Annotated in this window: 9 protein-coding genes; 3 read left to right on the top strand and 6 right to left on the bottom strand. The window is 71.6% G+C overall.

Going from position 1 to position 13,157, the window contains the following annotated elements; all coding sequences use genetic code 11:
* Positions 1–154: 154 nt before the first annotated feature.
* Positions 155–4,603, top strand: coding sequence for an FtsK/SpoIIIE domain-containing protein (locus IF99_RS0128720; protein ID WP_031001054.1), 4,449 nt, complete (start codon positions 155–157; stop codon positions 4,601–4,603).
* 66 nt (positions 4,604–4,669) lie between these two features.
* On the opposite strand, the gene IF99_RS0128715 is transcribed toward IF99_RS0128720, so the two are convergent.
* A complete protein-coding gene (locus IF99_RS0128715) occupies positions 4,670–5,641 on the bottom strand; it encodes a hypothetical protein (protein WP_031001052.1) in 972 nt (323 codons plus the stop codon).
* 203 nt (positions 5,642–5,844) lie between these two features.
* Between IF99_RS0128715 and IF99_RS0128710 the strand changes: the two genes are divergently transcribed.
* A complete protein-coding gene (locus tag IF99_RS0128710) occupies positions 5,845–7,959 on the top strand; it encodes a hypothetical protein (RefSeq protein ID WP_031001051.1) in 2,115 nt (704 codons plus the stop codon).
* A gap of 99 nt (positions 7,960–8,058) precedes the next feature.
* Here IF99_RS0128710 and IF99_RS0128705 read toward each other — a convergent pair whose 3' ends face one another.
* From IF99_RS0128705 to IF99_RS35295, 4 genes are all read right to left on the bottom strand, one after another.
* Entirely contained in the window at positions 8,059–9,060 is a 1,002-nt protein-coding gene (locus IF99_RS0128705; protein ID WP_051703748.1) for a hypothetical protein, read from the bottom strand.
* Between the two features lie 785 nt (positions 9,061–9,845).
* Positions 9,846–10,034: a hypothetical protein gene (locus IF99_RS34190; RefSeq protein ID WP_158716673.1), complete on the bottom strand. Its 189-nt coding sequence runs from the start codon at positions 10,032–10,034 to the stop codon at positions 9,846–9,848.
* Positions 10,031–10,852, bottom strand: a complete 822-nt coding sequence (locus tag IF99_RS0128695; RefSeq protein WP_031001046.1) for a hypothetical protein — start codon at positions 10,850–10,852, stop codon at positions 10,031–10,033. Before IF99_RS0128695 ends, IF99_RS34190 begins: the two co-directional genes overlap by 4 nt.
* Before the next feature lie 370 nt (positions 10,853–11,222).
* On the bottom strand, positions 11,223–11,450 hold the full coding sequence (locus IF99_RS35295; protein ID WP_234340904.1) for a hypothetical protein: 228 nt from the start codon (positions 11,448–11,450) through the stop codon (positions 11,223–11,225).
* 265 nt (positions 11,451–11,715) lie between these two features.
* Here IF99_RS35295 and IF99_RS0128685 point away from each other — a divergent pair, with 265 nt between their 5' ends.
* Positions 11,716–11,991: a WXG100 family type VII secretion target gene (locus tag IF99_RS0128685; protein WP_031001042.1), complete on the top strand. Its 276-nt coding sequence runs from the start codon at positions 11,716–11,718 to the stop codon at positions 11,989–11,991.
* A 134-nt stretch (positions 11,992–12,125) separates the two neighbouring features.
* Here the strand turns inward: IF99_RS0128685 and IF99_RS0128680 are convergent, their stop codons facing one another.
* Positions 12,126–12,905 (bottom strand): HAD-IIA family hydrolase, encoded by a 780-nt coding sequence (locus IF99_RS0128680; RefSeq protein WP_031001040.1) that lies wholly within the window; start codon positions 12,903–12,905, stop codon positions 12,126–12,128.
* Between the last annotated feature and the right edge of the window lie 252 nt (positions 12,906–13,157).

Below are 13,157 nucleotides of genomic sequence, written 5' to 3'. Positions count from 1 at the left end.
CCTCAGGGCCGCCGGAACCTCCCCTGCTCCGCCCCTCCTCCGCCCGCTCACAGGCCGCCCACCCCCCTCCGTCCCCCGATGCGGCATGATTTCCGTACCGCGCGCGGAGGTTCGAGTGCGGCGCGAGCGAGGCTGGCAGGGGGAGACGGTACGGATGCGCGTACGGATGACGCTCGTCGAGGAGGGCACGCCGGAGCAGGACGCGGTGGTCACCGTGGACCAGCGGGCGACGGCCGCCGAGGTCGCCGTGGCGCTGCGGCGCGCCGCACGGCAGGGGGGCACGGCGGCGTTCGGGCTCCCCGGCCTGCCCGGCGGCGGCCTTCCCGCGCAGGTCACGCGGCTGCACGAGGCACCGCCGAGCCTGTGGGTCGACGGGCGGCGGTGTGTGCCCGAGGAGCCGGTCGGGCCGCTCCTGCGGGACGGTGTCCGCGTCTCCACGGACGACGCGATCGGCCCGTGGGTCGGTCACGCGGAGCCCGGCGGACGCTTCGAGGTCCGGGTGTGCGGCGGTCCCGCGGCGGGCCGCGTGGCGCGGGTCGCGCTCGGGGCGAGCACACTCGGCTCGGGCCCTGACGCGACCGTACGGATCGAGGAGCCCAGCCTGCCCGCCCTCGCCGCGCGCCTCACCGTCGACCACGCGGGCACCGTCACCGTCGCACCGGCCCCCGGCGTGACGCTCACGCTCGACGGCGAGGAGGTCGGCGAGGAGACCACCTGGCCTCCCGAAGCACTCCTGTCCTGCGGGGACTCGGTGTTCGCGCTCGCCGAACCGGGGCCGCCCGACGCCCACTTGACCCCGACCGGAGAGGGCGGGCTCGCCTACAACCGCCCGCCGCGCCTGATCTCGCCTCGTGCCCGGCCCCGGCTCGACATACCCGAGGAGCCCCGCAAGACCGAGGGGCAGCGGCTCCAGCTCCTCTCCATGATCCTGCCGCTCTTCTTCGGCCTCGGCATGTACTTCATGATGAAGTCGCCCTACATGCTGCTGTTCTGTCTCATGTCCCCCGTGATGGTGTTCGGGCAGTGGTGGAGCGACCGGCGGCACGGCAGGAAACGGCACCGCACGGAGCTGAAGGAGTACCGCGAGGCGCTCGCCGCGCACGAGGAGAAGCTCGCCGAGCTGAGCGCGCGCGACCAGGCGCGGCGTCGCGCCGGCTTCCCCGACCCGGCGCAGGCCCTGCTCTTCGCGACGGGGCCGCGCGGGCGGCTGTGGGAGCGGCGGATCACGGACGTGGACGCGCTGCACCTGCGGGTCGGGCTCGCCGATCTGCCCGCCGAGATCGACCTCGTCCAGGGCGGGTACGCGGGGGGCGAGCAGCAGCCCGAGCCGCCTGTCGTGGCGAGCGTGCCGCTGACGCTGCCGCTCACCGAGCTGGGCGTGATCGGGGTCGCGGGCGACCGCGAGCGCGCGGTGGCCTCGGCGCGCTGGCTCGCCGCGCAGGCCGCCGTCCTGCACTCCCCGCGCGATCTCTCGCTCGTCGTGCTCTCCTCGGCGAAGGACGCGGCCGAGCGCTGGGAGTGGGCGCACTGGCTGCCGCACGCGGCGCCCCGCCAGGGTCAGGGCTGTGTCGCGCTGCTCGGTACGGACGGCGAGACGGTGAGCCGCAGGGTCTCCGAGGTGACGGCGGAGCTGGACCGCAGGCAGGAGGCCGCGCGCAACTCCGTCTCGCACGACGCGCTGCGCCCCGAGGCGCACATCCTGCTCGTCCTGGACGGCGCGCGGCTCCTGCGCCGCGTCCCCGGGGTGCCGCGGCTGCTCCAGGAGGGGCCCGCGGTCGGCATCTACGCGATCTGCGTGGACGAGGACCAGCGGGTGCTGCCCGAGGAGTGCCGCACCGCGGTGTGCTGGCCCGCCGAACCGTCCGCGCGGGTACGGCTGCTGGGGTACGGGTACGAGTCGGCGGGCGAGGTGCTGGCCGACCAGGTGAGCACGGCGTGGTGCGCGCGGGTCGCGCGTGCGCTCGCGCCCGTACGGGACATCAGCCGCGACGACGCGGACTCGGCGCTGCCCACGGCTGCACGCCTCCTGGACCTCGTCGGGCTCCCGGACCCGCAAGGGCGGGACGTGGCCGCGCTGTGGCAGCGCGGCGGGTCCACGACCTCCGCCGTCATCGGGGTCGGCGCCGACGGCCCCTTCGTGCTCGACATCCGGCGCGACGGGCCGCACGCCCTGATCGCGGGCACGACGGGTGCGGGCAAGTCGGAGCTGTTGCAGACCCTGATCGCCTCGCTCGCGCTCAACAACACGCCGGACAGCCTGAACTTCGTCCTCATCGACTACAAGGGCGGCAGCGCCTTCCAGGACTGCGCCCGCCTGCCGCACACGGTCGGCATGGTGAGCGACCTCGACGCGCACCTGACCGAGCGCGCGCTCGACTCCCTCGCGGCCGAGCTGCGGCACCGCGAGGAGATCCTGTTCGCCGCCGCGACGAAGGACATCGAGGACTACAACGACGCGCGGCGGCTGCGCCCGGACCTGGAGCCGATGCCGCGCCTCATGCTGGTCATCGACGAGTTCGCCTCGCTCGTCGCGGAACTCCCGGACTTCGTCGCCGGTCTGGTCGACATCGCGCGGCGTGGCCGTTCGCTCGGGGTGCACCTGGTGCTCGCGACGCAGCGCCCGGCCGGTGTCGTGAGCCAGGACATCCGCGCCAACACCAACCTGCGGATCGCGCTGCGCGTGACGAACGCGGAGGAGTCCCGGGACGTCATCGAGGCGGCCGAGTCGGCGCTCATCTCCAAATCCACGCCGGGACGTTGCTACGTCCGCTCGGGTTCGCAGTCGCTCACCGGCGTGCAGTCGGCGCGGATCGGGGGCCGCAGGCCGGGCGACCGGGGGGCCGCCGCCGAGGTCGCCGTGCGGCTGCTCGACTGGCAGGACTACGGGCGGGCCCTGCCGGGCGGCGGGGGCGGCGACGCCGACGACGGCACCATGGTCACCGATCTCGCGGTGCTCGTGGACGCGATCGCGGAGGGCGCGAAGCTCCTGGGCTGCCCCACGCCGCGCAAGCCGTGGCTGGAGCCGATCCCGGAGCAGGTCACGCTCGCCGAACTGCCGGACACGGGACAACCCGCGCTCGGGCCGGGCGAGTTGCCGCTCGTGCCGTTCGGCATCACCGACCTGCCCGCCCGGCAGGCGCGCGAGGTCCTCGCGCTCGACCTCCTCGACGGCGAGCAGGTCATGGTCGCGGGCGGCCCGCGCTCGGGCCGCTCGACGGTGCTCCGCACGCTCGCCGGGTCCCTCGCCCGCACCTGCTCGCCCGAGGACGTGCACGTGTACGGGATCGACTGCGGCGCCAACGCCCTGCTCCCGCTCGCCGCGCTGCCGCACTGCGGCGCGGTCGTCACGCGGGACGAGACGGGACGCGTGGACCGGCTGCTCGGGCGGCTGCTCGCCGAACTGGGGCGGCGGCAGACGCTGCTCGCCGAGCGGGGGCAGTCGAGCGCGGCCGAGCAGCGGGCGGCGGCGCCCGAGGGCGAGCGGCTGCCGGTCATGCTCGTCCTCGTGGACGGCTGGGACGCGTTCCGCACGGCCTTCGAGAACTACGACTACGGGCGGCTCGTCGAGGCGGCGCGGCGGCTGTTCAGGGAGGGGCCCGCCCTCGGCATCAAGGTCGTCCTCGCGACCGACCGGACCGGCCTCACCGGGGACGTGTCCTCCGTCTTCGGGCAGCGGCTCGTGCTGCGGCTCGCCGACACCGGCGACTACGGCCTCGTCGGCATCCGCGCCAAGGACGTGCCCGGAGAGATGCAGCCGGGCCGCCTCCTCCGTGCGACCGACGACGGCGTGCGGGAGTCCCAGGTCGCGCTGCTCACGGCGGACCGCACGGGGCAGGCGCAGGTCGCCGAGTTGCAGCGGCTCGCGCGCGCCGTCGCGCCGCCGTCCCGGCGCGCTCCCCGCCCGCTGCGCGTGGACATCCTGCCCTCGCGCATCGAGGCGGGCGCGGCGATGGAGCTGGTACCGGACTTCACGCCGCCCTCGCCGCTGTGGGCGCTCTTCGCCGTGGGCGGGGACGAGCTGGAGCCGATGGGCGTGGACCTGGACGCCAACGGGCCCGGCTTCGTGATCACGGGGCCGCCGCGCTCGGGCCGTTCCAGCACCCTCCTGACGGCGGCCCACGCGCTGCTGCGGCAGGGCACCGAGCTGATCGTCATCACGCCGCGCCGCTCGCCGCTGCGCGCGCTCGACGGGCGGGACGGCGTGCTCGCGGTCCTCGACGGGACGGCCTCGGAGGCGGAGCTGAAGGGGTACGTGGAGAGCGCGAGCGGCGCGTACGTGATCCTCGCCGACGACGCCGAACTCCTCTACGACACACCGCTCGACGAGGCGCTGGAGGAGCTGGTCAAGGACGGCATGGACGGCGGCATCGGGGTCATCGCCGCGGGCGCGGCGGACACGCTGTCCTCGCAGTACCGGGGATTCGTCGTGCAGGCCAGGCGCAGCCGCAACGGCCTCATCCTCTCGCCCTCGGGCGCGCAGGACGGCGAGGTCTTCGGCGTCCGGCTCCCCTCGGGCAGCGGCGGCGGCCCCACGGGGCGCGGCTTCTTCGTCCTGGGCGGCGAACTGAGCCCGGCGCAGGCGGTGTTGCCGGGGGAGGAGTGAGGGGAGCCCGGGTGGGGGCGAGGGGGACGGAGTGCGTGCCCCTGGCCCCCTCGCCTCGCCCTCCCGTCAGGGCAGCCTCAACTCCGCGGAGCTCGGCTCCTTCGGCTCCGCGCTGTGCGGCTTCGTCAAGCCCAGCCAGATCTTCACAGTCCGTTTGTCCCGCACCAGTCCCGCGCCGGGCTTGATCCGCACCCGTATCTCCCGGCTGCCGTTCGGGGGCAGGGCCAGCTCCCGTACGTCCAACCGCCCGCTGAGCCCCGTCGTTCTGTCCGCGCCGTGCTGCTCCCCGCCGTCCTCGGGGGACACGTCGGCCCACCCCTCGGGCCCCCGCCACTGCACGGCCTCCCACGCCCGGGCCCGCGTCGTGCCCTTCGCGGCACAGGGCGCGTCCTCAAGGTCCACCTCGCAGCTGAGGTTCAGGTCGGCCGAGTAGCCGTCGAGCGGCTCCTTGGTCAGGTTGCGCACGGTGAAGGCGTACTCGCTCCAGGCGCCCGCCTTCCCAAGGGGCTTGGGGGCGGAGGGCTCGACGACCTCGACGGCCGGGTACGCGATGGTCCGGGCAGAGCGGCCGATCACCTTCTTCCCCGTGCGCGCGACGAGACCGAGCCGGACGCTCTGCCCGATGACCCGCCTCGGCGGGGTGTCGAGGCGGAGGAGGAAGCGCGCGGGCAGATCGGTGAGCTTCCTCACCACCGTGGCCTTCAGTTGCCCCGCTGTACTGCCGGGCCTCGTCCGCACCGCTTGCGCATGCTCGCCGAACTCGTCCGTGACGGCGAGCTTCCACGCCGCGGCGGCCCCTTCGGGCTGCTTGCCCGGCGTGAGCGTCACATCAAAAGTCGTCCGGCCCGGCGCCCCCTGTATCTGGCCGCGCAGCCTGACCATGATCGAGGTCTGCTCCGCACCCGTGGTGGGACTGGCGGAGATGATCAGCGGGAGCGGCTCCCCGGACGAGGCAACCGGCTCCCCCTCCTTCTTCCCCTCCCCTCCGCACGCCCCCGCGGCGAGGGCCATCACCGCGGCCAGGGCCGCGATCTTCATACGGCGTCCGCGCACAAGTCCGCCTCTTTTTCCAGATATAAGTGTCAACGTCGCCCCACAGCCGGTCCGTCTCGCGGCAATGACCGTACCCGGCCCGCTGACCACCGCACACGCTTGCGTGATACTGGCTCCGGCCAAGGCGGCGGTACGGGGTACTACGAGCTCCCGTACCGGCAACGGACGTACAACGGGGGCTGTTCATCATGGGTTTCTCAGGGATCGACCCGGACAAGCTGGCGGAGACCATCGCCTCGCTCGACTCGGACCAGAAGGAGCTGCGGAACTCCGTCACGTGGATCAAGTCGAGCTTCGGCCAGTACGGCATCGACACCGACCCACTCGTACGACTCGGCACCATCGCGGGCTGGGCCGAGAACCAGCTCCCCGGACTGCGACGCCGCCTGCACCTCTCGATCGCCGAGCACACGCAGTACAGCGTCAAGGGCTACGTGCGGATCGACGAGGCCAAGGTCGGCGCGGCCAAGCAGGCCGCGGCGGACGGCAAGAAAGCCGGCGAGAAATGGAAGGACCAGATCGAGAAGGGCGACATCTCCCCCGAGATCTTCGCGACCCTGACGACCAACTCCACCGACGCCGACTACCTCAAGGGCTTCTACGACGCCCTCGGCCCCCAAGCCCTCTCCATGCTGTCGCTCAGCATGGGCGACCACATGAACGAGCGCTACAAGGACCACCCCGACCGGCTGGAGGCGGACCGCAAGGTCCTGGCGGACACCTTCGGCACGTACACAAAGGTCGCCTTCGAGGGAAAAACCGCGAAGCAGAAGCAAGAGGCGTGGAACCACTGGTTCGACAAGGGGGCGATCGGCCCGCGCGAGGTCTTTCGCCCCGACCTCCTCATACCGCTGCTCCCGGGCGGCAAGCAGGACAAGGACTTCCTCGTCGCGCTCGGCGACCGCGTCCTGGACACCAAGGTCAAGACCCATGCGTCCGAGGTCGAGTGGATGGGGCAGAGCGGCCTCATGGCGGGTGAGTGGGGCAAGGACGCGTACACCCAGTTGTTCACCGCGATCGGCGCCGACGCCGCGGCGTCCGGTGAGTGGATGGACCACAACGCGGAATGGGTGGACCGCAGCCTCTACAACACGGGACCGTGGTCGGTCGACCACCCGAAGGAGCGCGGCGAGGCGTTCCTGAAGCTGCTCACCAGCGCCACCGTGTCCCTCCGCACGGACAACCCGCGACTCGCCGAGAAGAACACCGCTTTCCTCCTCTTCCAGAACGCCCAGCACCGCGAGGACATGCCAGGTGTCCACCCCATCGACGGCGCGGCGCAGCTCTACACCAACATCATCACCGCGTACTGGGACGACCTGGAGATGAGCGTCACGTCCCCGGTGGGCAACTCGCTGTGGAGCGGTGGCAAGGAGTGGGACTACGCCTCCTTCCTCAAGGCGCAGGACAGCAGCCGCTCCGGGATCGAGGTCTCGCAGGACCTGTGGGCGGAGCTGCTGGTCGAGGCGGGCCGCGACCCGAAGGGTGCGGGCATCATCGGGAGTCTCTTCCAGGCGTACGACCAGCAGATGATCAACGTGGGGAACACGACCGACAAAAAGGGCACCACCACCGACGCCACTGGCTACCTCAGCGTGCGACAGGGGCTCATGAAGCGCTTCTACTACATCAACACGAAGAAATCCCAGGAAGAGCTGAGCGGGGACATCGACAAGTGGGTCGAGGAGACCAACGCCTTCCGTGACGGCCTCATCGACCAACTCACGGGCGCCGCGGCCGGCGGCCTGGGCGGGGCGGGCCTCGCCGGCGTCAAGGGCGCGGTGATCGGCAGTGCGTACTCCACCGCGCAGGGCCTGCTCACCGACTGGATCAAGCAAGGCGTGCACGCCGACAAGAGCGACGCGCCCGGTGAGCTCCGTCGGTCGCTCAAGGAGATCAAGGACGCCGAGATCGACTCCAGCTGGCAGGCGAGCTACCAGGACCAGGCCAACGACCTGCTGCGCAAGGGCGAGAAGTGGGACGCCCACCTGCCCCACGACGTGAAGATCGCGGGCATCGACAGTATGAACCCGGAACAGCGGGCACGTGTGCCGGAACTGGGCCTCGACACGTCCAAGCAGGGTGACCCGCACCAGTACATCGGCAACGACTCCTCAAAGAACTTCCTCCAGGCCGACGGCACCGTGAAGGATGGCGACAAGATGACTCCCACCCAGCGCCAGGCCTACGCCCAGTGGCTCCAAGACCCCACCGTCGTCGCCAAGGTGTACCGGCGGTTCTCGGACGCCCGCAACGCCTGGGACTGGCCGAAGCAGACGGCGGACGGCGACGGCGACAAGTAGGCGGCCGTCGTACGCGAGCGAGGCGGTGAGCAGGCGGGGGCGACGGGCCGAGGGAAGGCGACGCGGACGCCGTGCGCCTGGTACCGCCCCGCTTGGAGATCAAGGCGCGTCGATAGGGATGCCCGCGTATCCGCTGTATTCCAGGAGTCCGAGCTGGCCCTTCTTCACCTTCGGATAGATCAACCCCAGCCCCAGGTTTGCGGAGTCGAACCGCTCCCCCAGCGAGGGGAAGGCCCGGAGCCGGAAGCGGTATTCCTTCTCCCCCTTCGCGGGCACCTCCGTGTCTTCCAGCACGAGTCGATTCGGGAGATGACTCTCCTCGGGGCTGTCGGCGATGTCGAGCGACCTCCATCCGTCACCGTCGAAGTACTGCGCCGCGAAGAGGGGGTCACCCTCCGCTGCGTCACACGGCCCCTTTGCCCCCACCTTTCCGCCCTCGCAGGAAAGCTCGGCCTCGAACTTCACCCCTGTGAGGGGACGGGGCAGCAGGTTGCGCACACGGATGGCGTACTCGGACCAACCGGAGGAGGAGAGCTTGGGCCTGTCGCTCCTGCCGCGGGGCTCGATGGTGACCGGGTGCAGTTGTTCCTTCCACGTGGATTCACCGAACTTCTCACCCCCCTTGCGCAGGACCCCGCTCAGCTTCACGACCTGGATGATGTCCGTGGGGCCGAAGGCCGGGATGATCCGCCACCGGCGGTCCAAGGTGCCGGCGGGCACATCGGTAACAACATCGCCGCGCAGGCTGCCACCCCGGGCGGTAAGCGGGAGCCGCTTCCACGGCCCCTTCTCGCCGTCGCGGTACTCGATCTTGAACGCGCTCGCCTCAGGAAGGGCCATGCCCTCGGTCCGGAGGCTGAGTTCGAGCGAGGCATCCTTGATCGGACGGCCTCCGTTGCCGGTCGTGACCCGAAGCGCCACCGACTCGTCCTTGACGAGCTCGGCCATGCTCACTTGCATGAAGACATGGTGGACCGACGCACCGGACGACGACGCCGTGGGCTTCCCGTCCCCGTCCCCGTCGCCGCTTCCGCCGCACGCGGTGGCGAGCAAGGCGAGCGACCCCGCGAGCACCATGACCCTGACGCGGCGACCACTCATTCGCATTACTCCCCGAAATCGACTGCCGGCCACGCGCACGACCACCCGCGACCACGACCGGCGCCTCACCTGCGAGCGCCTAGGCGGACAATACCCACCGCCCTCGAACGGGAACAGCCCCGCCCGCCCAGGCCATTCGGCGGAATGGCCGACGGGTTCCCGCGGCTCGCCGCCGCTTTTGAACCGGAGCGACACGGGGCCGGGCTTCCGGTCGCCCCCCGGCCGCACCCGAAGTCAGCGACCGGGGCGGCACGTTGCCTCCACATGCCCTCGCCTCCGTTCCGGTCCCGGCGGCGGACACGGCCGCTCATCGCCCCGCCCACACGTCACACGCGTGGACCTGCGCACCCGTGCGCCAGGGTTTCCTCTACCGCGGGCCGGACCGCACCATCCGGGGCACCGGTCCAGCCCTCTGGTCCGCGCCAGCGCTCGGCCTCCCACACCAGCCTCACCGCCTGGATGTCATCGCGGGGCCCCGGACCGGTGGCGACCTTAACGCCCGCGAAGGGCAATGCAGTTCACCGCCACCACGTTGCCCGCGTCAACGAGAGGCGATACCGGGCCCCAAGGCAGCGGTGCGGCACACCCCCGCGCGGCCTCGACCGACGGGCTCGGGACGCGCGGGCTCGGAGGCCGCGGCGCGGAGCGCACGGGCGCCCGGAGGCCGCGGCTCGGCGCGCACAGGCTCAGGGCGCCGCCATCCCCGGCCGCGCCGACTCGGCCCGTGCGGACTCGGAGGCCCGCCGCTCGTCGTCGGGGCGCGCGAGCGGGGGTGCCGCGCACCCTCAGGAGAGCGGGAACTCCTGCTGGGTTTCGGCGTACTGCCGCAGCCTGTTCTCGTCCCGGTGCACGAGCGTGAGCATGAGGCGCCCCGTCTTGTCCTCGCGTTCCATGGCCGCGGAGGGCTTGACCCGTATCCGGATCTCCTGGTTTCCCCCCGCAGGCAGGTCGAACTTCCCTAAATTGCCAGTCACTTGGGGGCGGGCTTCTTCTCGCGTCCCCCGCCCATGCCCGGGACCGGCTTCCAGTCCCCGCCCGTACGCCACTCCACGGCGGTGAACGGGGGCTGGGCGCCGTCCTCGGCGGACACGCATGAGACCTGGTCGGCCAGGCCCCCGTTTCCGTCGAGGCAGCCGAGTACCAGTTCCCCCTGGAGGTCGCGCAGGTCGGTACGCGTGAGGTTCTTCACGGGGTAGGCGAACTCCGTCCAGACGCCTGCCTTTCCGAGCGGCTTCTCGCGCTCGGCCGCGTGGAGGGAGACGGCGAGGAAGTCGATGTCCTGCGTGACGTTCTCCACGACCTTGCCCTTGACGCTGGCGCGTATCCGCACGCGCACGCCCTCCCCCGCCCGGTCCACGTGCCGGTCGCTGCCGAGGGCGAGATACCGCGTCGAACTGCCCCGGGGCACCTTGAGGGACGCGGTCCCGCTCAGTCCTCCGGCGGAGGGCCCGCTCGTGAGCGCGACCGCTTCGCCGGGCCCCTTGACGGGGTCGTCGCTCACGCCGAGCCGCCACTGGCCCGTCTTCAGCGCGGGCTGGTGGAGGGGCGTGATACGGAATTCGAAGCGGGCTCCGAAAGGCACGTCGCCGTCGTTCTTGAACCGGAGCGGCAGGTACGCGGGCTCCCTCGGCGGGATGCCGTCCGGCGCGACGCTCATGCGGAAGTAACGCGCCACCTCGGGCACGGAGGCACTGGGCCCCGGCTCTCCGTCGCCCCCGCCGCTCCCGCAGGCGCTGACCACCACGAGGGCCGCCCCCGCGGCGACAGCGGTCCGGATGCGGCGGTGACTCATCGTCTCTCCCGAAGTCGGCTGCTCTGCTGGCGTGTTTCCCCGCCCCCGGCGCCCCGCGTCCGTCCCGGGCGCCATGCGCCCCTGACGGTATCTGTCCCCTCCGCACACCGCCCGGCCTCCCCGGCGAACGGACCGAAGGGGGGCTTATGACGGCACGGCGGTCGCCCGCACATCGCCTTCGTCCTTGAACCGGCGCGGCACCGGCCCCGGACCGGCCGCCCCCGAAGTCACCGGCTGGGCCGCCACGTTGCCTCTCCGGCCCCTCGCCCCGTCCCGGCCCCGGCGGCGGGCACGGTCCCTCGTCGCCCCCGCGCGCACCCATGGAGCCGGGCACGCATCCACCCGCACACCCCGCGCCAAAGGGGCTCCGCTACCGCATATCGAGCCGCATCATCTTCGCCTCGTTGGCCGGGACCTTGTCCGGCATGCTGTCGATCTTCCGCTGGATGGCGGGGACGAGTTCCTTGAGTGCGGTCAGCATCCGGCCGCGGTTTCCCTTGATGTCCGCGTGCCAGGCGTCGGCGGTCTTGCCCACCCAGGACTTCTTGCTGGTGCCTTCACCGACATCCTGGGACGCCTTCTTGAGGTGTTTCTCCATTTTTCCCACCTCTTGCTGAACATTCCGCTTCAACGTCTCCAGGCGTTGCTTCATCGGATTGTCCACCTTGGGCTGTTCCGAGGGATTCCCCATGCCGTTTCTCCTGTTCGGGGCCGCGCGAGAACACTTCGCCTTCCTCACGTTAGGGAGCAAACAGGCATGGCGGCAAGCAGCTTGGGGCATTCCCCGTGCCCCCTCGGCGCGGCTTGCGTTAGGGTCGTCGCGGCGGGCGGAAAGGCCGCCCGACGGAGTACGGGGAGGCTTCATGGCCGGCGACGGCATGAAGGGCGCCGATACTGGGCAACTGCGGACGCTCTCGAAGACGTTCGGGCACCAGCACACGAACCTGCACGAATTGATCACCGCGCTGAACAGCGCCACCAAGACCAGCCCGGATTACTGGAAGGGCCCGCGCGCGGACCGTTTCCGCGACGACTGGGAGCAGCTCCGGCCGACGCTCAGCAAGTTCGTCGACTCGCTGGAGCGGGCGCGCAAGGAGACCAACAGCGCCGCCGAGGCCAACGACCAGATCAACGGCTGACACACGCCTGGACACACCCGTGCCCGCACGCCCTCCGGGGGGTGCGGGCACGCGCCGTCACGGACGAAGTGCGTGTGCGGAGGCCAACGGTGTGCCGTACCGGGCCCGTTGCCCGGCACGGCGTCCGCCGCCGGTCAGACGCGGTCCACCAGGTCGGCGATGGAGTCGACCACTTCGGTCGGGCGGAACGGGTACTTGTCGATGTCGGGGACCGACGTGAGCCCGGTGAGGACGAGGAAGGTCTCCATCCCCGCCTCCAGGCCCGCGAGGACGTCCGTGTCCATCCGGTCGCCGATCATCGCGGAGGACTCCGAGTGCGCGCCGATCGCGTTGAGCCCGGTGCGCATCATGAGCGGGTTCGGCTTGCCGATGAAGTACGGGTCCTTGCCCGTCGCCTTCGTGATGAGCGCGGCCACCGAGCCGGTCGCGGGCAGGGCGCCCTGCGGCGAGGGGCCCGTGTTGTCGGGGTTGGTCGCGATGAAGCGGGCGCCGTTGTTGATGAGGCGGATCGCGCGGGTGAGGGCCTCGAAGGAGTAGGTGCGGGTCTCGCCGAGCACCACGAAATCGGGGTCCGCGTCGGTGAGTACGTACCCCGCCTCGTGCATCGCGGTCGTGAGCCCCGCCTCGCCGATGACGAAGGCGGTGCCGCCGGGGTGCTGCGTGTCGAGGAACTTCGCCGTCGCGAGCGCCGAGGTCCAGATGTTCTCGACCGGCACCTCCAGGTCGATGCGCTTGAGGCGCACGTGCAGATCGCGCGCGGTGTGCATCGAGTTGTTGGTGAGGACGAGGAAGGGGCGTCCCGAGTCGCGGAGCTTGCGGATGAACGCGTCGGCGCCGGGCACCGGCACCCCCTCGTGCATCAGCACGCCGTCCATGTCGGTGAGCCACGACTCGATGTGCTTGCGCTCTGGCATGGGCGGTACTCCTGGCGGCTGCGGGGGCGGACGGGACCAGTGCGGCCATCTTATGCGGCGCTTCTCGCCCGTTTCCCGACCAGGTACGACCAAACCTGGCCGCCCCATCCGGACCGTGTCCGCCGTCGGCCTCACCCCCACCCCGGCCCCTGTCCGGCATCGGTCCCACCCCGCCCGGTCTCGCGCCTTGCCGATTCCCACGCCACCGGCCCGGCGCCGAAGCCCCCACGCACCACCGGCCCCGCCCCCGAG

The organism is Streptomyces sp. NRRL F-5630 (assembly GCF_000719475.1).
In the GTDB taxonomy this organism is placed as follows: domain Bacteria; phylum Actinomycetota; class Actinomycetes; order Streptomycetales; family Streptomycetaceae; genus Streptomyces.
The sequence above is the reverse complement of the archived record's forward strand: the minus strand, read 5'-3'. Positions and strand labels throughout refer to the sequence as shown.

Excerpts from the sequence above, each read along its gene's own strand:
- IF99_RS0128710 (WP_031001051.1), top strand. The coding sequence starts at position 5,845 with ATGGGTTTCTCAGGGATCGACCCGGACAAGCTGGCGGAGACCATCGCC.
- IF99_RS0128695 (WP_031001046.1), bottom strand. The coding sequence starts at position 10,852 with ATGAGTCACCGCCGCATCCGGACCGCTGTCGCCGCGGGGGCGGCCCTC.
- IF99_RS0128715 (WP_031001052.1), bottom strand. The coding sequence starts at position 5,641 with ATGAAGATCGCGGCCCTGGCCGCGGTGATGGCCCTCGCCGCGGGGGCG.
- IF99_RS0128705 (WP_051703748.1), bottom strand. The coding sequence starts at position 9,060 with ATGAGTGGTCGCCGCGTCAGGGTCATGGTGCTCGCGGGGTCGCTCGCC.
- IF99_RS0128720 (WP_031001054.1), top strand. The coding sequence starts at position 155 with ATGCGCGTACGGATGACGCTCGTCGAGGAGGGCACGCCGGAGCAGGAC.
- IF99_RS0128685 (WP_031001042.1), top strand. The coding sequence starts at position 11,716 with ATGGCCGGCGACGGCATGAAGGGCGCCGATACTGGGCAACTGCGGACG.
- IF99_RS35295 (WP_234340904.1), bottom strand. The coding sequence starts at position 11,450 with ATGGAGAAACACCTCAAGAAGGCGTCCCAGGATGTCGGTGAAGGCACC.
- IF99_RS0128680 (WP_031001040.1), bottom strand. The coding sequence starts at position 12,905 with ATGCCAGAGCGCAAGCACATCGAGTCGTGGCTCACCGACATGGACGGC.